Annotated in this window: 19 protein-coding genes; 6 read left to right on the forward strand and 13 right to left on the reverse strand. The window is 59.0% G+C overall.

Translation table 11 applies throughout. From position 1 onward, the window contains the following. Positions 1–389: 389 nt before the first annotated feature. From hflX to fabZ, 8 genes are all read right to left on the reverse strand, one after another. Positions 390–1691, reverse strand: a complete 1302-nt coding sequence (gene hflX / locus VFQ24_04140; protein ID HET9177529.1) for a GTPase HflX — start codon at positions 1689–1691, stop codon at positions 390–392. Next, positions 1692–1934 carry an RNA chaperone Hfq gene (gene hfq, locus VFQ24_04145; protein ID HET9177530.1) on the reverse strand — a complete coding sequence of 81 codons (243 nt, stop codon included), beginning with the start codon at positions 1932–1934 and terminating at the stop codon, positions 1692–1694. Between the two features lie 42 nt (positions 1935–1976). Continuing rightward, complete coding sequence (miaA, locus tag VFQ24_04150) at positions 1977–2969, reverse strand: tRNA (adenosine(37)-N6)-dimethylallyltransferase MiaA (protein HET9177531.1); 993 nt, start codon at positions 2967–2969, stop codon at positions 1977–1979. A gap of 215 nt (positions 2970–3184) precedes the next feature. Further along, the gene (locus VFQ24_04155) at positions 3185–4213 is read right to left on the reverse strand and encodes a TonB family protein (protein HET9177532.1); all 1029 of its coding nucleotides are present in this window, start codon (positions 4211–4213) and stop codon (positions 3185–3187) included. Positions 4214–4257: 44 nt separating this feature from the next. Then, positions 4258–5232, reverse strand: a complete 975-nt coding sequence (locus VFQ24_04160) for a Gfo/Idh/MocA family oxidoreductase (protein ID HET9177533.1) — start codon at positions 5230–5232, stop codon at positions 4258–4260. 69 nt (positions 5233–5301) lie between these two features. Then, positions 5302–6189, reverse strand: coding sequence for a UDP-2,3-diacylglucosamine diphosphatase LpxI (lpxI, locus tag VFQ24_04165; protein ID HET9177534.1), 888 nt, complete (start codon positions 6187–6189; stop codon positions 5302–5304). After that, positions 6186–6962 carry an acyl-ACP--UDP-N-acetylglucosamine O-acyltransferase gene (gene lpxA, locus VFQ24_04170; protein ID HET9177535.1) on the reverse strand — a complete coding sequence of 259 codons (777 nt, stop codon included), beginning with the start codon at positions 6960–6962 and terminating at the stop codon, positions 6186–6188. Before lpxA ends, lpxI begins: the two co-directional genes overlap by 4 nt. Continuing rightward, the gene (fabZ, locus tag VFQ24_04175) at positions 6959–7459 is read right to left on the reverse strand and encodes a 3-hydroxyacyl-ACP dehydratase FabZ (protein HET9177536.1); all 501 of its coding nucleotides are present in this window, start codon (positions 7457–7459) and stop codon (positions 6959–6961) included. Before fabZ ends, lpxA begins: the two co-directional genes overlap by 4 nt. 206 nt (positions 7460–7665) lie before the next feature. Here fabZ and folD point away from each other — a divergent pair, with 206 nt between their 5' ends. The 3 genes from folD (at position 7666) to VFQ24_04190 (ending at position 10329) form a co-directional block, all read left to right on the forward strand. Further along, positions 7666–8604: a bifunctional methylenetetrahydrofolate dehydrogenase/methenyltetrahydrofolate cyclohydrolase FolD gene (folD, locus tag VFQ24_04180; GenBank protein ID HET9177537.1), complete on the forward strand. Its 939-nt coding sequence runs from the start codon at positions 7666–7668 to the stop codon at positions 8602–8604. Between the two features lie 117 nt (positions 8605–8721). Next, positions 8722–9345 carry a dephospho-CoA kinase gene (coaE, locus tag VFQ24_04185; GenBank protein ID HET9177538.1) on the forward strand — a complete coding sequence of 208 codons (624 nt, stop codon included), beginning with the start codon at positions 8722–8724 and terminating at the stop codon, positions 9343–9345. A 153-nt stretch (positions 9346–9498) separates the two neighbouring features. Further along, entirely contained in the window at positions 9499–10329 is an 831-nt protein-coding gene (locus tag VFQ24_04190) for a DUF1080 domain-containing protein (GenBank protein ID HET9177539.1), read from the forward strand. 106 nt (positions 10330–10435) lie between these two features. Here the strand turns inward: VFQ24_04190 and VFQ24_04195 are convergent, their stop codons facing one another. Further along, the gene (locus VFQ24_04195) at positions 10436–11257 is read right to left on the reverse strand and encodes a carbohydrate-binding family 9-like protein (protein HET9177540.1); all 822 of its coding nucleotides are present in this window, start codon (positions 11255–11257) and stop codon (positions 10436–10438) included. Between the two features lie 266 nt (positions 11258–11523). On the opposite strand from VFQ24_04195, the gene tcmP reads away from it, so the two are divergent. The 3 genes from tcmP to VFQ24_04210 all read left to right on the forward strand — a co-directional run bounded on the left by tcmP (position 11524) and on the right by VFQ24_04210 (position 13853). Further along, the gene (gene tcmP, locus VFQ24_04200) at positions 11524–12345 is read left to right on the forward strand and encodes a three-Cys-motif partner protein TcmP (protein ID HET9177541.1); all 822 of its coding nucleotides are present in this window, start codon (positions 11524–11526) and stop codon (positions 12343–12345) included. 164 nt (positions 12346–12509) lie between these two features. Further along, entirely contained in the window at positions 12510–13346 is an 837-nt protein-coding gene (locus tag VFQ24_04205; GenBank protein ID HET9177542.1) for a phage Gp37/Gp68 family protein, read from the forward strand. A gap of 186 nt (positions 13347–13532) precedes the next feature. Then, entirely contained in the window at positions 13533–13853 is a 321-nt protein-coding gene (locus VFQ24_04210) for a hypothetical protein (protein ID HET9177543.1), read from the forward strand. A 22-nt stretch (positions 13854–13875) separates the two neighbouring features. On the opposite strand, the gene VFQ24_04215 is transcribed toward VFQ24_04210, so the two are convergent. The 4 genes from VFQ24_04215 to VFQ24_04230 form a co-directional block, all read right to left on the reverse strand. Then, entirely contained in the window at positions 13876–14634 is a 759-nt protein-coding gene (locus VFQ24_04215) for a lysophospholipid acyltransferase family protein (protein ID HET9177544.1), read from the reverse strand. Between the two features lie 69 nt (positions 14635–14703). Then, the gene (locus VFQ24_04220; protein HET9177545.1) at positions 14704–16383 is read right to left on the reverse strand and encodes an electron transfer flavoprotein-ubiquinone oxidoreductase; all 1680 of its coding nucleotides are present in this window, start codon (positions 16381–16383) and stop codon (positions 14704–14706) included. A 153-nt stretch (positions 16384–16536) separates the two neighbouring features. Next, on the reverse strand, positions 16537–17256 hold the full coding sequence (locus VFQ24_04225) for a tetratricopeptide repeat protein (protein HET9177546.1): 720 nt from the start codon (positions 17254–17256) through the stop codon (positions 16537–16539). Between the two features lie 159 nt (positions 17257–17415). Then, positions 17416–18507, reverse strand: coding sequence for an AI-2E family transporter (locus tag VFQ24_04230; protein HET9177547.1), 1092 nt, complete (start codon positions 18505–18507; stop codon positions 17416–17418). Positions 18508–18637 lie beyond the last annotated feature (130 nt).

The following is an 18637-nucleotide window of genomic DNA, read 5'->3' on the forward strand; positions in this document are numbered from 1 at the left end:
GAGGGTATGGCCCGTCCCCGCGTCCAGAGCCATTGCCGTGCCAGGCGGTGGCAAGCAGGCTACGGCTACCCGCAGAGCCTATACTGCTGAAGAACCGATTTAACGGCAAAATGAGGGGTTGGCAGGCTACAACTTCAAGGGACCTTCTGGCCTCGTATTTGTGCAAAACTCCAGCCACGGTTTCTGGCCTCACCAGACCACAAATCCGCGGCGCTTCTTAAGACAGTTCTCATTAGTGGACGTTTAAGTTATTGAAAACACAAGCCGATATCACAGTCCGGCAAAAAACTGGATTTTGAGTGGGATTTTCGAGGGCCGCTAAATGCGCGGCTGCCGAACTCTTTTCCACAGTTTTTTCCACAGGTTCCAAGCCGCGAAAATACAGGGGTTTATGGGGACGCCAAAACGCCGGTGGGTGGGTCGCTCCGAGGTTCCAGCTTTTGTCTCAGGGACCGCGCCAATCGCGCGCGGACGTGGACACGGTTGTCTTCGTATCGGGTGGAAAGGACGTCCCCGGTCCGGTGCAGGAGGGCCAGGCGCTCGCCATCCCCGGCTGAAAACTCAAACTCTGTCTCAACGATCGGGTCGTCTTCGAGGGCGGAGTCGATGGCGTTCCGCAATCTCTCGAAGCCTTCTCCGGTGCGGGCTGACATTTCCACGTGCCTGGGGCTTTTCGGCAGGCGCGACCGGGCTGTTTCGTCTAATAGGTCAATCTTATTCCAGATCAGGAGGCGAGGCGTACCTGCCAGGCCTATTTTTTCCAGCAGACCCTCGACGGTGGCCTCATGCTGATGCTGGTGGGAATGAGAAGCGTCCATCACGTGCAGAAGCAGGCTTGCTTCCTCCAGTTCCTCCAGCGTGGCGCGGAAGGCCGCGACCACGTGCGGAGGCAGCTTGCGGATGAATCCCACCGTGTCAGAAAGCAACACCCGCCGGCGTGAGGGAAGCTGAATGGCCCGGACCGTCGGGTCAAGGGTTGCGAACAGCCGGCTTGAAGTGGAGGTGCGGGCGCGGGTGAGGGCGTTAAACAGCGTTGATTTTCCGGCGTTGGTATAGCCCACCAGGGACACGGTCAGGAACTGCTGGTCGCGGCGATGGGCCCGGTGCAGAGACCGCTCCCCGCGCACCTTGGCGATTCCGCGGGTCAGCCGCTGGATGCGGGCGCGAATTCGCCGCCGGTCAAATTCCAGTTGCTGTTCGCCAGGACCTCGGGTCCCGATGCCGCCGCCCAGCCTTGAAAGGCGTGTGCCGTGGCCGGAAAGGCGAGGCAAAAGATACGTAAGCTGGGCCAGTTCCACCTGGAGCTGGCCTTCGCGGCTGCGAGCGCGCCGGGCGAAAATGTCCAGAATGAGCTGGGTGCGATCGACCACCTTCGAATGGAGCGCCGACTCGAGATTGCGAAGCTGTGTCGGGGTCAGGTCGTGGTCGAAGAGAATGACGTCCGCATGCGCCGCGCGGGCGGCCCCGTAAATCTCATGGGTCTTGCCGCGGCCTACAAGCGTGGCTGCATCAGGTTGCGGTGACTTCTGCAGCACGGAACCCACGACGTGGGCGCCGGCGCTGGCAGCCAGTTCGTGAAGTTCCTCCAGGCTTTCTTCCGGGTCATAGTCGGCAACGATCTTTCCCCGCCGCGTCTGGACCCAGCCTACCAGGTACGCTTTCTCAGAAGTCTGCTGCTGGCGAATTTCCAACTATCCTCCCGGGGGCGCCGGCGAAGCTGCGGTGCTGTTTGTGCGGTTCAACAACACAGTTGAAATCGCGTGCTTGAAAATCAGTTGTTCCATGCCGTTGCTGTCCAGAATGACGGCAAACTTGTCAAAGCTGCGAATTCTTCCGGTCAGCTTGACGCCGCTCATCAGATAAACCGTGACCAGCGACTTTTCTTTACGCAGGGAATTCAAAAAACCATCCTGAATGTTCTGTTGTTTTTCCATAATGATCCTGTTTCCGCCAGCGCATTCACAGCGCTTCATCCCTTACAAGGATACAACCTTCGACGAGCAGGAGGCCCCTCTATATTTTGATGCAAACCAAAGGTCCAGCGCATCCATCACCTGAAGCTGGAGCGCGATATCGTCCCCAAAACCTGAGAATCCCTTGATCTCCGCCTCCCGCCGGAACCAGGTCATCTGGCGCTTGGCATATTGCCGGGTTGCGGTTTGAGTTTGGCGGATGGCGTCATCCAGCGAGATTTCCCCGCGCAAAGCCGCGGCAGCCTGGCGGTAGCCGATCGAGCCCAGGCATTTGATCGCCTCAGCATCCGGCCGCAGTAGCATGCGGCGTGTTTCTTCTTCCAGCCCCGCAGCAAACATCCTTTCCACTCGCTGGTTGATGCGCGCGTAGAGGTCCTCCCTGTCCGGATTAAGGCCGATTTTGAAGCACCGATAACCGGCCAGCGGCTCCCGGCCACGCGCCTGCAGCGCAGACATCGCGCGTCGGGCAACCACACAAACTTCTACTGCGCGGACCACTTTTTGCAGGTCGCGCGGATCAACGCGGCGCGCCGCCACCGGGTCGAGTCTCGCCAGCAGCCGATGGACAAACTCCCGTCCGCGACGGTCGGCCAGGGCGCGCAGCCGAGACCGCAACTTTTCTGACCGTGGAGGCCCTTCAAACAGGCCCATCAGCAGCGCTCGCAGGTAAAGTCCTGTCCCTCCAGCCAGGATGGGTAGATTTCCGCGCTTGCGAATTCCCTCGATTACCTTGGCGGCTTCCCGTCGAAAGTCACCCGCCGTAAAAGGCTCCGCGGGATCGAGGCAATCCAGGAGGTGGTGCGGTATTCCCCTGCGCTCTTCAGGCGTCAGCTTGCCCGTTCCGATATCGAATCCTCGGTAGAATTGGACCGAGTCATAACTGACGACTTCACCGCCCAGCCGCGCTGCCAGGAAAACCGCAAGCTCCGACTTGCCAGACGCCGTAGGGCCGGCAATGGCGATCAACGGATAGTCCCGTGCTACCTCATCAACCATACCAGATGCAGATAACCGCCAAGAAGGATGCAAAGGACCACGGCAAGCAGCAGGAAAGCACCAAGCAATTGCAACCTTGAAGGGCGCTCCATGACGAGATGAAAGGACCAATGGTTTCGAGTATCGCGGAATTCAGAGACGTAATGCCACAACTGAACTCTTGCCGGTCCCTGAGCGTCCGCCGACTTTGATTCTAGCCGACCATCCCGAACCGTTCAATAGTTCGTGCCCATATTGTAGAAGTAGATGAATTCCAGCACCAGGTGATTGCCCGTAAATTCTTGAGGCAAAGGGGGAAAAGGGTTGGACGCGCGTATGGATGCGAGCGCAGCCTGGTCCAGGGCGGTTGATCCTGAACCCGCCAGGAGTCGTAGCTGAGGCACGGACCCGTCCTTAATGATCTCAAACACCAGCGCTACGCGGCCTTTTTCTCCGAGGCGTGCCGATTCCGGAATAACGGCGTACCAGTTGCGCCGGACAATGTACACTACCCGCGCCAGGTAGGGTCCGAAGTTTACTCCCCGCGTATCGGATAGAATGATCGGTCCGGAGGTCGAAAAATTAGGCTGGATATTCTGGAACTGGTCGGGCGAATCCCCCGGGCCGACCGGCCCAGGACTGGCCGGGTTTTGTATGGCGGCCTGGAGCGACTGCTGAATGGCCTGGCCGGCGGTGTCCGATGGAATCCTGATGCGCGGGCTTCCGCCTGCAGAGGGCTTGACGGTATTCAGATGAAGCTGGGCCTCCTCCGGCGGTTCCTTCTTAGGCGCCGTCGGGGCAGGAGGAGTTGGCTTGGGCGCCTGGGCGGTCTCCTGGGGCGCGGGCTTTTCGGCCGGAGGCTTGGGCGGCGGCGCCGGAGGTCGATGGCCTCCTGCTACCTCGGGCAGGCGTGTGTTGCCCCGCATGTAGGGCATTTTCAAGCCTTTGTCGTCCACCTTGGGTGATTCACCCTGGGCCCTCCGATTCTTGTCAGACAGGGTATTGGTAGGAGGAGGTTTTTTGAGCGAACGCAGGAGGTCCGGCGGAAAGTAGAGCATCGTCTGCTGCTGGGGCCTCTCTTGTTTTAGCTGAACCGGAATGGCTGCCACCCCGATCAGGCGGCTGAAGAGTCCCGGGGTAAACATGACGATCAGGCCAACCGCAATTTGCAGAAAGACAGCAAGCAGGAAATAAGTCCGGCGGCGCCAGCGGGCGACCTCAGTCTCGAGGTCAACCAGGAGCCGAAACTCGGGTTGAAGGCTCATAACGTGTGAAAACCCTGCCGGGTCCGCGAGGTACCCGGCCGGACCTATAACTCGCCACTGTGACCTGCTGGCCTTGTCAAGGGGACCTTCACGCGGCTCGCATGTTCTTCGATGCAAAACATGACCTTCTCGGCCAATGCCAATGCAGATCGGCCCTCCCGGCCTCCCACCAGCGGCGGCCGCCTGCTTCGAACGCAATCGGCAAATGATTCAAGTTCAGCTTCCAGCGGGTCCTTGTTTTGCACTTCGAGTTTCCGGAACGCTATCTGCGGATTTTGACTGTCATTCCCCACGCTGAGAAGCAGGGCGTCCCGCCTGGAGAAATCGATGGAAATATATTCGTGGGGCTGGAAATACCGGAATTTCCTGACTTTTTCGGTGCTGACGCGGCTGGCGGTGAAGTTTGCCACCGCCCCATTTTCAAACTCGACCCGCGCGTTGGCAATATCAACACGGTCCGTGAGCACGGGCAAGCCGACGGCGCGCACGTCGCGCACCTGCGCACTGGCCAGCCACAGAACCAGATCGAGATCATGGATCATGAGATCAAACACCACGTCCACGTCGAGGCTGCGGGGACTGAAGACTCCCAGCCGATGGATTTCAAAGAACAGGGGCTGGTGCGTCACGGCTTTGGCGGCTAGCGCTCCCGGGTTGAAGCGCTCCAGATGACCTACCTGAAGGATCCGCCCCGTGCGGTCTGCGATTTCAATCAGTTCATCGGCTTCTTCTAATGTACGCGTAATCGGCTTTTCAAGCAAAACATCCTTGCCGGCTTCCATCGCCAGGCGCGCCACGGCTGCATGCTCTGTGGTCGGGATCACGATGCTGACGGCTTCCACGGCTTCCAGAGTCCCGCTCAGACTCTTGAATGCCTTGACGCCCAGTTCGGCGGCCAGGTCGCCCGCGCGGTCGTGCACCCGGTCGTAAACCCCTGCCAGCTCCGCGCCCTGAACGCGTTTGAGGGCATGTGCATGCCTCTTACCGTGCTCTCCCACGCCGATGACGGCAACGGGCACTTTCTGCAACTCTGAAATAAGCCCCTCGGTCCGCCGCAGAAGCGGCCCCACGCTGCGGCAAAAGTTCTGTCAATCGTTCATTCCAACCACGGCGATTCCCGCCTCGTTTGCTTCACGGATCAACTGCTGCCGCTCAAACAGCAGCGTCCTGCCTGCATCGACGGCCAGCACCTGGGCATTTGCGCGCTTCATCACCCGGATGGTCCTGACGCCTGCCACCGGAACATCGAACCGCATATCCTGTTGCGGCTTACTGACTTTGACGACCACCAGCCGCTTTCCGTTACCCAAACTTGCGGCGCGCTCGATGGCCGCGTCGGTCCCCTCCATGGCCTCAATTGCCACGCAGGCACGGTCCGCTACGACAATCGTCTGCCCAATGTCGAGTCCGGCAATCGTTTTGGCGATTTCCCTTCCGTAAGCAATGTCGGCAAGCTCGCTTTCGTCGGGTGCCCGCTCGGTCATCACGCCAGCGTCAGCCAGCAGGGGCTTCAGAAACAGAGTCGAATCCACCACTTGGATACCTCGCGCCTCCAGCATGCCGACAAAGGCGCCGATCAGCGCGTCAGTATTCTTGCGCTCCATCCCGTTCAAGGTCCGCTCAACCACGCCGTCGGGCTTGATGGAACTGAAAAGCTGCACGTGTTTCACCTGCCCCGCCAGCACCACCTTGTTGACTCCGCGCTCGGTGAGCAGCTCCAGCAGTCGGGCGACTTCGCCCAGGCTCAGCCATTCAATCTCACGCGCCTTCTTGCCCAGTTCCGGAAAGGCTTCTTCCTTGATGGCAACAACCAGCGGCTCAACACGGCGGTCATGCGCAGCATCGAGCACCAGAAACGGGAAACGCCCATTGCCCGCAATGATGGCATAGCGGTCGCTGGCGGCCGTCGCGGTTGAGGGTTCGAGCGCAGCACCACCCGCTGCGTGAATTCCTGTCTTTGTGGATTCTTCCGTCACTTGACCACACCGCGAGCGGAGGTCCTGACAAAATCAACCAGCGTCCGCACGTGAGAGGACTTGATCCCGCCGGCCTCGAGCTTTTCTAGCGCCTGAGTCGTATTCAGTTTGGAACGGCAGAGGATTCGGAAGGCGGCCTGCAACTCGTCGATATCCGCCTCCGGCAGGCCCACGCGCTCGAGCCCCAGCCGGTTGGCCCCGTAAACTTCGGCGGGCCTGTCAGCCGACGTCTTTGAGTATGGAAGGATGTCCTTATTCACAATCGTGTAGCTGCCCAGAAAGCTGTAGGATCCAATCCGGCAGAACTGGTGAATTCCGCAAAACGCCCCCACGATGGCGTGGTCGCCAATCTCGACGTGCCCCGCCAGTGACGCCCCATTGGACATGATGATGTGGTTTCCAAGCTGGCAGTCGTGGGCGATGTGAACGTAAGCCATCAGCAGGTTATGGCTTCCGATGCGGGTGACTCCGACGTCCGCCGATGTTCCACGATGGACGGTGACGAATTCCCTGAAAACATTACCCTCGCCGATTTCCAGAAAGGTCCGCTCGCCGCGATATTTGAGGTCCTGCGGGTCCTGCCCGATGGAAGCGTACGGAAAGATCCGATTCCCTTTGCCGAATTTCGTGGGCCCCTTGAGGACCACGTGCGACATGACCTCGCAGTCTTCGCCCAGCTCCACCTCCTCGCCGATCACGGTGTAGGGGCCGACCGTGACGCTGCATGCTGGCTGGGCCTTGGGATGAATCACCGCAGTAGGGTGGGCTTTCATGAACCGGGCTTCTCCACGATGGCGAACAGGACCACGGCCTCCGCCACCAGCTTGCCATCCACGGTGGCGCGTCCCTGCATTTTGCCGAAGTTGTTGCGGCGGCTGAGAAGCTGCATTTCCACGTGAAGCTGGTCGCCCGGCAGGACAGGGCGGCGAAATTTGGCGTTCTCGATCCCGCTGAAATAAATGAGCTTCTTGTTCTTGTCTGGCAAGTCACGGTAAATCAGTACGCCGGCCACCTGGGCCATCGATTCGATGATCAGCACGCCTGGCATCACCGGAGCCCCGGGGAAGTGCCCCTGAAAGAACTGCTCGTTGATGGTTACGTTCTTCAGCCCGACAATTCGCTTGTCGGGTTCGAGCTCAAGGATTTTGTCTACCAGCAGGAAGGGGTACCGGTGCGGGAGAAATTTCATGATCTCCGCGATGCCATATACCGGCCTTGCTCCTTGCGGCGAGCGATTTTCCGTTTCTGAAGTCACAGTTGGGTTGTCCACAATGCACCATCCGACAGTTATCCTGATAGGTTCGCGCCGGACTCGCCAGGGTCCGGAAGCATGCGAGCAGGAGACGGCGAATACCGTAAGAGCATTATAGTCGAAAGGTTAACGCGTTCCAAATGCGCGCTCGCCGTGGCCCGGCGGGCGGCCCCTTCCGGTTATGCTAAACTGGCAGGTTATTCCAACCCAGGGAGGCAATCACCGTGGCCGCGCGCATTCTCGATGGCAACAGGATCCGTGACGAAATCAAGCAGGAACTCGGGGACGAGATCCGGCAGTTGAAAGCGGCCGGCATCACGCCCGGGCTAGCGGCGGTGCTGGTGGGTGAGGACCCCGCTTCCCAGATCTACGTGCGCAGCAAGGTGAAGACCTGCGAATCACTGGGGCTTTACAGCGAGAAAATCGAGTGGCCGGCCGACACCACCACGGACCGCCTGCTGAAGCTCGTACACGATCTCAACTCCCGCGATGACATTGACGGCATTCTCATCCAGCTTCCTCTGCCGCCGCAGGTTGACTCCCAACGGGTGCTGGAATCCGTTGATCCGGCCAAGGACGTTGACGGCTTCCACCCGGTGAGCGTGGGCAACCTCGTCCGCAACCGCCCCGGCCTGGTTCCCTGCACCCCGGCAGGCATCATAGAAATCCTGCGCCGCAGCGGCATCACCATGAAAGGCGCGCGCGCAGTGGTGATTGGACGCAGCGACATTGTGGGGAAGCCTGTCGCCATGCTGCTGCTGCACAATCACGCCACCGTCACCATCTGCCATTCCAGAACGCACGATCTCCCTGCCGTGGCGCGCGAAGCGGACATCCTGGTGGCCGCCATGGGCAGGCCCGCGTTCGTCACGGGCGACTTCATCAGGCCCGGCGCCGCCGTCATCGACGTGGGAATCAACCGCCTGACAACCGAGGAAGAAGTCCGGAAGATTTATCACGATCCGGCAGGGCCGCTGGAAAAGCTGCGTGAGAAAGGCTCGGTGCTGGTCGGCGACGTTCAGCCGGAAGACGCTCGCGAGATGGCAGGAGCGTATACGCCCGTGCCGGGAGGCGTGGGTCCGCTCACCATCGCCATGCTGATGTCCAACACCGTCAAGGCAGCAAAACTTCGCCGCGGAGTCAGGGCCGCGGCAAAAGCTTAACGCGGCGCCCGTCATTCCGATCCTGCGAAGCGGGAGAGGAATCTGCTTTGCCCTGGCACACAAGCGGAGAATGGTGCCGCGAAGTCCATCGTTCGCGGTTTTATTCGTTGAAAGCCCATGAGCGTTTCTGCGCGTTATTTTGGATTGACTGGCGGTATTGCCTGCGGGAAAACCGCCGTCGCCGCACTGCTGCGCGACCTCGGTGCGTACATCATCGATGCTGACAAGATAGGCCACGAAATGCTGCTCTCAACCTCGCCCGCTTTTCCTGAACTCATAGCGGCGTTCGGGCGCGGGATTCTTGACTCCGCGGGGCGCATCGACCGCAGGAAGCTCGGCCCGCTCGTTTTCGCAGACCCCGAACAGTTGCAGCAGTTGAACCGCATCGTGCATCCGCGCATCATTGAACGCATCGGCCGGCTGGCCGCGGAGCATTGCCAACAGCATCCTGGGGCCGTGGTGGTCGTTGATGCCGCGCTGATCTACGAGACCGGCATCCCCGGGCGGTTTTTGAAGACGATTGTCGCCTGGTGCCGGCCTGAACAGCAGGTCGAGCGGGTGATCGCCAAATCCGGCCTCAGCCCCGAAGACGCGGAGAAACGCATCGCCAGCCAGATGCCTGCGGATGAAAAATGCCGCCGCGCCGATTTTGTGATCGATTGCTCCGGCGGCCTCGAAGAAACGCGCCGCCAGGTCAAAGATCTGTATCCCGTGCTGCAACAACTCGTCCGAAGCGAGTGACGCGACCGGCACACGGGCAATTCTTCCCTGCTGGCAACACGCTAATCAAGTACAGCTTCCACCCGCAGTCAAAACCACCTGATTTTCTTCCCCAATCGTGATAAAACTACCTCGCTCAGTTTTTACGATCTCCGTCCAAAGGAGCGCTCTGCGATGAAAAAGAGTTCCATCGTTCTCGTTGCTTTTTTTGCCACCATTGCGGTTCTGATTGGTTTCGAGCTCCGCGCCAGCGGCCAGCAGCACAAGGAGCCGATTGGTTATGAAGACACTCCCATGCTGCCGGGAGGCAAGTGGCATGTTCATGACGGCCGCCGTCCGCATCCGCCGATCGTCACGCCGGGAAGCTTCAGCAGCCAGCAGACTCCAGACCAACCGCCCTCCGACGCTATCATTCTGTTTGACGGCAAAGATCTGTCCAAGTGGCAGTCGGCAAAGGGCGGGCCTGCCCAATGGACGGTCGAGAACGGATATTTCGAAGTAGCCCTGGGTAAGGGCGACATTGAAACCGAAGATAAATTCGGCCCCATTCAACTCCACCTCGAGTGGAGCGAGCCCAATCCTCCGCACGGAGAGAGCCAATCTCGAGGTAACAGCGGCGTCTACCTGCAGGGACAGTATGAAATCCAGGTGCTCGACAGCTACAACAACATCACCTATGCGGATGGCCAGACCGGCGCCGTCTACGGCCAGCATCCGCCGCTCGCGAATGCCTGCCGGCCGCCCGGTGAGTGGCAGACCTACGACATAGCCTTCACGCCAGCCATCTTCCAGGGCGGCGAAGTTGCGATGCCCGCTTATGTCACCGTCTTCCAGAACGGCGTGCTGGTGCAGGACCACACGGAAATCTGGGGTTCCACCGGGCATCGCATCTTCCCGCATTACAAGCCCGACGTGGGCAGCACCGGCCCGCTAATCCTCCAGGACCACCACAATCCCGTGCGCTACCGCAACATCTGGATTCGGGAAATCAAGCCCGTGGCATGAAAGGTGCGTTCAGTTGAAGGGGCAGCACAGGGTCTCGCATGACGAGACTCTGCCGTTCTTTGAGGGCGGCACAGAGCTCCCCTTCATTTCTCGGCGGGGAAGAACTCTACTTCAGTCCTTCCTGTACCACCTGGTCTGAAAAGTGTACGTAGGTGAAAACCTCCGGGATGTGCGAATCATAGTAGCCGTGCTTGTTCCACGTCCAGCCGGGGCTCACTTCCAGCCGCTCGCCTTTTCTGTTCACCTGCTGGAAGCGTGAGCAGTCAATGCGCCAGATGTCACCGTCCTTGGGCGGCAGCGAGCGGCCGTCGGCAAGCAGCTCAAGCCCTTTCCACGGAAAGGCCAGTTCCACCGTCCAGCCTTTGTCCACGTCATCGCGCCGGTTGAGCGTGCCGTCCACGTGCACGGCGTGCCTGAGGCCGGGATAATCCCAGTCGAGAAATCCGTAGCGCCAGCCGCGCGGATGAATGTGCCCGCCGATCCCCTCAATCTCCATGATTTTGTGCCGCGCTGGGTCCCAGTCCGGCTTGCCATGAAATTTTCCGCCCGGCTTCAACTGGTCTTTCCAGATCCAGAAAACTTCATAAATCGTGTTGAGCGCGTTGATCTCAAATTCATAGTAAGCATCCTGCCCGGCGATGAAGACTTCCACATCATTGTCTTCGTATATCTTTGAGTCGCGCTCGGTGAGCGTGGCCCATACGTTCGGCTCATCGGCCCTGAAACCGAAAAAGATATTCTCGTCATCCCACAGGATCGAGACGCGCGTCTCAAACCATGCCGGCTGGCCCGTCACAATGTCCACAAAAGCGCTCGAACGCGGCGCCATCGCCCACGAAGGCTCATCAAGCCTGCCATCCACCGTGATCGCCCCCGCCGCCCGATAAGCCGTATAATGCGCCAGCTTTTCTCCTGATTCACTTCCCATTCCCGTTTTCCTCCGTTGGCTGATTGACGATCCCTCGCAGCCTAGCCCATCTGCACTTGCGTCGCCTTGCTGACGCGCAAGTGCCTCACTTCCCGCACTCCATTGCAACCGAAGATTCTATCAGTTTGGCGAGTGCCGCAGAACGCCGGTCGATCCCCAATTCGGAGGAAAGCGCGTCGCACGCTACAATTCCGAAGAACTCTTCTTTCCAGCCGTGGTTTGAAGCTTTGCGGATTCCACAATCAGAGTTAAGCTGGTGCCGCTCAATGCTTGACATAAGGCGAATAAAAAGCGAATATACATCCTTTGGAAGGAGTATGACAAGTGAGAAGAAATCGAGGAGGGTGGCGGGCAAAATGAATGGACAGGAAATTTCGGCCGCTGACGGCTTGCCGGTTCGGAGCAGCGGAGTTTGGGCGGAGGAAAAGCTCTACTATCTTCGCCGATACATGGACATCTTTTCAAATGGCATGAAGAAAAAGTGGGGCGACAAGCTGTATTACGTCGACCTGTTCGCCGGTCCGGGCCGGTGCCGTGTTCGAGGATCAGATAAGGAGTTTGACGGATCCCCACTCATTGCCCTGAACGATTTTGATTTCGCGAATTATTACTTCTTTGAGTCCGAGCCGGCTTGCGTTGGCGCCCTTGATGCGAGGGCCAAGACACGAGCACCGAACAAATTGGATAAGTGGCGGATAATTCCCGGAGATTGCAACGACAAGATTGAAGAGGTGAAGCTTCCCTCGGAAGGCTTGGGAGTGGCCTTCATAGACCCCACTGGGATTTCACAAATCCCTTTCGAAACGGTCCGGAAGCTAACCGTTGACCGTAAGATCGACCTGATAATAAATTTCCCCGAAGGCATGGGAATTCGCATGAATCTCCATCAGTACACAGACACGGAGATGAACGCCTTAACCCGCTTCGTGGGCAGCGAGAGGTGGAAAACCCGCTACCCACAATCGACAACATCGTTCGACCAGGTTTGTTCAGAAATAGCAAAGGAATACTTGGCAAATCTGGAATCGTTGGGATATCGTTCGTTGGACAGTGATTGGATACCGGTACGAACAGACCAAATGCATTGATCTACTACCTGCTGTACGCTAGCAAGCATCCAAGGGGCAACGACTTCTGGCACAAAATCACTCGGATTAACCTGCACGGCCAGCGTAAGCTCTTTCCGTGAGAGTGGAGAGCATCTAATGCCCGAGCATATTTTCGAGTAGCATCGAAGGCGAGGAGGATAGCAGTGTCATTTGAATCCTCAATTGAATGGACGGACGCGACCTGGAATCCCGTTCGCGGGTGCACCAAGATCAGCCCCGGCTGCAAGCATTGCTATGCCGAGACCTTCGCGGAGCGGTTTCGGGGAGTTAAGGGGCATCCTTACGAGCAAGGCTTTGATCTTCGCCTGGTGCCGGAAAAATTGGGCGAACCGCTGCGCTGGCGCTCTCCGAAGATGGTCTTTGTGAATTCCATGAGCGACCTCTTTCAGGATGGTGTCTGCGACGAATACATTGTTGCCGTTGCCAAGGTGATGGCTCACGCCAATTGGCATACGTTTCAGGTCCTCACCAAGCGCGCCGACCGCCTCCGCGAACTTCTCTCGACAAAGCTCCGGCCTTTCGCCTCCGAACCTCACATCTGGTGGGGCGTCAGCGTCGAAAACCGTAAATACGGACTCCCGCGAATCGACCATCTTCGCTCCGCGCCGGCTGCTGTTCGCTTTCTCTCGGTCGAGCCGCTGCTCGAAGACCTTGGGCAGCTTAATCTACTGGACATCCACTGGGTGATTGTGGGTGGGGAAAGCGGCCCGGGAGCCCGCCTGATGAAAAAGGAATGGGTTTTGTCGGTCAGAGATCAGTGCCACGCAGCGCGTGTTCCGTTCTTCTTCAAGCAGTGGGGCGGAGTGAGAAAATCGGCCGCCGGGCGTCTGCTGCAAGGAAAAATCTACGATGAATTTCCTGGGAGAGTCGTACGTCCGGTTCCTGAAACTCACGAGTGCATCACCCTTGCCCGGGCGATCGAGTCTGCTTATACGGACACCTCCAGGCTCAGTCCCACTCTGCGCCGTGTGAGTATGTGAAAACACGGCACCCGGAACCTCAGCAGCTTTGCCTTTTCAGCGGCCGAATTCCGGCTGATTTTGCTTGACTTTTGTCGGCTACTATGGTAGCCTTACTGATGACGCGGAGGAGCGTGTGCAGCGCAAGCAACCATGGACAGGCCTTGTACTTGCTCTCGAACCGCCGGAAACGGTTGCAGGGAGAGTTTGGCATTAAAATTGTGGGACAAAAAAGATGTTATTTTGAAAAACAAACCGGAGAAGTTACTGAAAACAAAGGCAAATGTCCCAAAAACAAAGCGGAACAAACCGGAAAACAAAGCGGAGAAGTTGTTGAAAACACGTAGCTGCGGAAAAAACAAACCGGAAACAAACCGGAAAACAAAGCTACCGATCTCGTTGAAAACAAATCGCCTTCAAAATCCGGTGATCGCATCAAGAGGCGGACCAGAGCGCGGAAACGTCACTCCTCTGGCGCGAAATCGGGAAACTCGCCACTGGCCTTTTACTACCCTGGCCCGCTTCTAAATAGCAGGTCGCGCGCGGCTAGTTAATCCGCCGCTGACCACGCCATTCCGCGCCGTCGCAAATCGTCCAGCGCAATTTGGACTTCCTGCTGTTTGCGGTTCTGTTCCGCTTCGCCGGCATCCTCGGCCACCACAATGGGCGGAGCGATAAAGATGGCGGCGCGGCTGAAGGGATGCGGGAACTGGGTCTGGTCCCAGGTCTTGCGGAACACGTAGGCGCTTTTGAGTGCGATATGAAAGCAGAGAATGGATGCGCCGGTCGAATGCGACAAAATCACCGAGCCTCGCTTGGCCACAAACCTTGGACCGCGCGGCCCGTCGATGGTGAACGCCGCATCGCGCCCCGAGCGCAGGCAGTGCGCCATCTCCGCCAGCGCGCGACCGGCGCCCCGGCTGCTCGATCCGCGCGACGCTCCGTAGCCGTGCATCCCGATGATGCGCGCGATGTATTCACCGTCAAAATTCTGGCTGGTCATCACCACGATGCCGCGCCGCCGCCAGAACCAGCAGGCGGAGAATATCTCGCGGTGCCAGAAAGTGTAGATGATGCCCTTCCCTGCGCGCTTCGCCGCTTCCCAGTGTTCCCAGCCCTCGACGTGCCAGCGCAGCGTGCGGCCAATCAGCAGGACTGCAAGAAAACCAACCCAGCTTGCGATAAAGATTTCAAATCGTTGCCAGCGGGTGAACTCGCGGGGATTTTCCGCGAGATCTCCCTGCTCGCGGGCTTCGCTCCCTTCCGCGCCGTCCACAGCGGTTACGAATTTCTCCGATGCATCCGCCATAGTGTCAGTACCGAATCGGCCGATTTTGCCGCGCCGGGCCCTTGCCGCTGCGCAGGCTCCAAACCTCGCTCACATTCGATCATAACGCGGGCCTCCGCCGCCTTCCGGGGCAACCCAGGTAATGATCTCATAGGGATCTGCGATGTCGCAGGTTTTGCAGTGAACGCAGTTCGAGGCGTTGATCTTCAGATGTCGCCCGGACCCGTCGGCGTTCTCTTCCATCTCGTACACCGCCGCCGGGCAGAAGTACTGACAGGGATTTCCGTATTCCTTCGTGCAGCGGTTGTTGCAGATGTTGAAATCGGCAATCTTCAGGTGGCAAGGCTGGTCTTCCTCGTGCTGCGTTCCACTGCGGTAGACGTCCGACAGCTTGTCGGACGTGAGCCTGCCGTCCGGCCTGATTTTCTCAGGCCCGTTGGGCGGAAGCTGGTCCAGGCGCTTCATATGTTCGTGGTCTTTTCGAAGCGGGTGGCGCGCCTGGACGCCGCGCCCGCCCATCATCATCTGCAAGCCCGCATGCAGCACTCCGGGCCAGAATCCGTGCTCAAATCCCTGACGATAATTGCGGACCTTCCAGAGCTCATCGTGCACCCAGCTTTCGCGCCACTTTGTTTCAAACTTGCTGAGCGCGGCCTGCGAGCAGTCTTGCCGCACGAGGGCTTCGAAAATGGTCTCCGCAGCCAGCATGCCCGTCTTGATCGCCAGGTGGATTCCCTTCAGCCGCTGGGCATTCATGAAGCCTGCGGCGTCCCCGATCACCAGCGCGCCGTCGGTGGCGGTGATGGGGATCGAAAAATATCCGCCTTCGGGAATGGTTTTGGCTCCGTAGCGAAGCAACTCGCCGCCTTCGAGCAAGCTTTTCACAAAGGGGTGTGTCTTGTATTGCTGGAAGCTGTTGTGAACGTCAAAGCGCGGGTCCTCATAATCGAGCCCCGCCACCAGGCCGAGAGAAAGCACTGTCTCTTCGAGCGCGTATATGAAACCGCCGCCAAACTGCCGCGCGCGGAGCGGCCAGCCGGCAGTGTGGATCACCTGCCCGCGCCGGACGCGCCCGGCTGGGACCTGCCAGAGTTCCTTGACGCCCAGCGAGTAGGCCTGGGGATTGGCTGCACGGTCGAGTCCCGCTTCGCGGACAAGCTGCTTGGCCAGCGAGCCGCGCGGGCCTTCTGCAAACACGGTCACCTTCGCTCGCAACTCATATCCCGGCTGGAAATTCGATTTAGGATTACCGTTCCTGTCGATTCCCTTGTCATCGGTGCGGACCCCCGCCACCCGGCGGCCGTCGTAGAGGATTTCAGAACCCGCAAAGCCCGGAAACAGGCTTATCCCAGCGGCTTCAACCAGGCTTCCGAGCCATTTGGTCAGCCTGTTAAGGGAAACGATATAGTTTCCATGGTTCCGCAAGAAAGGAGGATTGACTGGCAGCTTCCACCGGCCTGAACCTGTCAGGAAATAGACGGCGTCGCCCGTCACCGGCGATTCGATGGGCGCGCCCTTCGTTTCGAATCCCGGAACCAGTTCGCGCAGTGAGCGCGGATCCAGCACTGCTCCTGAAAGGCAGTGGGCGCCAATCTCGGCCGCTTTTTCCAGGACATAGATGTTCTCCGGCGACAAGGCCGGGCCGGGAGAAGGATTGGCGTTGCGACGCTCGATCAACTGCGCCAGGCGCAAGGCGCAACTGAGTCCGGCAGGCCCCGCGCCCACAATCACGATGTCAGTTTCGAGGGTTTCCCTTTCGGTTTCAGCCATCAGCGGCGGTCCTCGAACCGCGTGGAAACACGGCGCGCCTGCCGGGCGGCGTCTCAGGTTCCCAATCAGAATTTACCATGACCATCCTCGATTGGAAGTGTCGGGAAGGGTGTGGCCAGATCCAGACGGAGCGGCCCCTGGGGGCCACACGGGCTATTGAGGCAAGGTAGCGAGCTGTTGCTTGAGGGAGTCGGCGACCACGGTGTCAGAGCCGTATTCCTGCTGGACCTGTTCATAAATCTCGCGAGCGCGCTTCGGCTGCGAAGCCCGGTAAACGTCGGCCATGGCGAGCAGCGCGGTGGCCCTGGGAACGATGGTTGTGGGATGGTCCGCAAGGTCCTGATAAATTTTGGCGGCCTCTTCCGCCTTGCCGGTCTTGCCCAGCACGCCGGCCAGCGCAAACCTGGCCTGGGAGGCGATCTCCTTGTTGGAGTTCTTGCTGGCGTTCTGCAGGGTCTTGATGGCGGTTGCGTCATTGCCCAGTTGGGACTGGCAGACGCCCATCTGGATCAGGGCATATCCTCCCGCTTTGGTGCGGGGATATTTTCTGACGACTTCAGAAAACTGTGCGAGGGCCTTTTGATATTTCGCATCGGCGGTGGGATAACTCTCTCCGGCGCCCGTCAGAGCACCCTGCTGACTGTTGCCTACATACGCATGGAAGGTGCCAATGGCGGCCTGCAATTCCGTGTTTGCAGCAGCCTCCCGTCGCGCGTAATAACTCTTGATCAACCACACCGCGCCGGCCACAACGAGCACCGCCACGGTAACGGCAATGATCTCCTTCAGGTGCTCCTCGGCAAAAATCTGGAGCGCCTCCATCTTTTCCGAGAAATCATCCTGCTTCAGTTGATGGCGCGTATATCGGTCCACGGTGGTCCCTCCGTCGCTCTAACCAACGTCATCTTATCAACTGGATTCAGAAAAGGTCAATCAGAGGCAGACTCTCGAAGCGCCGTTCGGACGCTGGGCGCAAGCAGGCGCGGCTGGACAAGCCCCACGGCAGGTCCTGCGACTTTCTCGAGGCGGAGCTCAGGAGGGGGATTTCTCGATGGCCACGCTCCCGAATTCAACTTTATAAATTTCGAGCAGAGAAACCAGAATGGTGAAAAGGAATGGTCCCAACACCAGGCCCAGAAAGCCGAAAACGCTGAGCCCGCCGATGACGCTGACGAAAACCCAAAACGTGTGAATTTCCATTCCCCGCTGGATCAGAATGGGCTTCAGAATGTTATCTACCGAGCCGATTGCGACGCCAAACACCACCAGCATCAGCAGCCCTTTTACGAACGACCCTGTCACCAGATAAAAGATGACCACCGGCCCCCAAATCAGCGCTGTTCCCACCACCGGCACCAGCGACATCAGCGCCATGGTGGCTCCCCAGAGCAGCGGCGAGGAGATTCCAAACACCAGAAATCCCAGCCCGCCCAGCGCTCCCTGGATCAGGGCGACCGCAAGGCTTCCGGTGAACGTCGCATGAACCACGCCCGTGAACTTCTGGATGATGCGCTCCTCATACTCCGGCCGGAAAGGAACCAGGCCGCGCAACTCGCGCAGGATCTGCGGTCCGCGCAGAAACAGGTAGTAGAGGCCGAAGAGCATCACAAAAAGTTGCACAAGGAAATTCATAAAGCCGGAAAGCACCGCGGCGCTGTGCTCCACCAGAAACTTGCTCGCTGCCTGGACGGCCCGCATCGCGGTAGCCCCGAGGTCGGGCTCCGGCAGGCCCAATCCCCGGAGATAGTCCTCCAGGTGTTGGTACGCGGAGGAGTTGTGGATGGCGGCAATCTTTGCCGGAACGCCGCTGCCGATCACGCTTTCCAGGGATTTGTATGCCTTTACAGACTCGCTCGCCATCAGGAACAGCAGCGACAGGACGGGAAGAATAATGGCCACCGTCAGCAGCACGCAACATACCGCGCTGGCCAGTTCCCGCCGGTGCAGAAAGCGCCGGACCCGTTCGTAAACGGGATAAAAAACGGTTGCCAGAATGGCCGCCCAGGCAAGCGCCGGGAAGAAAGGTTGGAGGATGCGTCCTACGAAGTAAAGGACGGTGCCAAGAACAACCAGGAGGAAGACTCGCGCGAAACCACTTTGCCCGGTCCACAGGCCTTTATCCATGGGCAGACTCTCCGGCTCCCAGAGCTTGTGAAAATTGTACCCCAGCCTTCGGCATCCCGAGGGCCGTGCCTATCTCCGTGATAGCGGAAACACTCGTCCCATTGCTCGAATCTGCTGTTCGGGAAGATTC

This window comes from Terriglobia bacterium (genome assembly GCA_035712365.1).
Classification (GTDB): Bacteria; Acidobacteriota; Terriglobia; order UBA7540; family UBA7540; genus SCRD01.

What these genes read in the sequence shown, in the direction of transcription:
- tcmP (HET9177541.1), top strand. Translation starts at nt 11,524, where the DNA reads ATGCTTGACATAAGGCGAATAAAAAGCGAATATACATCCTTTGGAAGG.
- miaA (HET9177531.1), bottom strand. Translation starts at nt 2,969, where the DNA reads ATGGTTGATGAGGTAGCACGGGACTATCCGTTGATCGCCATTGCCGGC.
- VFQ24_04195 (HET9177540.1), bottom strand. Translation starts at nt 11,257, where the DNA reads ATGGGAAGTGAATCAGGAGAAAAGCTGGCGCATTATACGGCTTATCGG.
- VFQ24_04155 (HET9177532.1), bottom strand. Translation starts at nt 4,213, where the DNA reads ATGAGCCTTCAACCCGAGTTTCGGCTCCTGGTTGACCTCGAGACTGAG.
- hfq (HET9177530.1), bottom strand. Translation starts at nt 1,934, where the DNA reads ATGGAAAAACAACAGAACATTCAGGATGGTTTTTTGAATTCCCTGCGT.
- VFQ24_04220 (HET9177545.1), bottom strand. Translation starts at nt 16,383, where the DNA reads ATGGCTGAAACCGAAAGGGAAACCCTCGAAACTGACATCGTGATTGTG.
- lpxA (HET9177535.1), bottom strand. Translation starts at nt 6,962, where the DNA reads ATGAAAGCCCACCCTACTGCGGTGATTCATCCCAAGGCCCAGCCAGCA.
- coaE (HET9177538.1), top strand. Translation starts at nt 8,722, where the DNA reads ATGAGCGTTTCTGCGCGTTATTTTGGATTGACTGGCGGTATTGCCTGC.
- VFQ24_04190 (HET9177539.1), top strand. Translation starts at nt 9,499, where the DNA reads ATGAAAAAGAGTTCCATCGTTCTCGTTGCTTTTTTTGCCACCATTGCG.
- VFQ24_04215 (HET9177544.1), bottom strand. Translation starts at nt 14,634, where the DNA reads ATGGCGGATGCATCGGAGAAATTCGTAACCGCTGTGGACGGCGCGGAA.
- VFQ24_04230 (HET9177547.1), bottom strand. Translation starts at nt 18,507, where the DNA reads ATGGATAAAGGCCTGTGGACCGGGCAAAGTGGTTTCGCGCGAGTCTTC.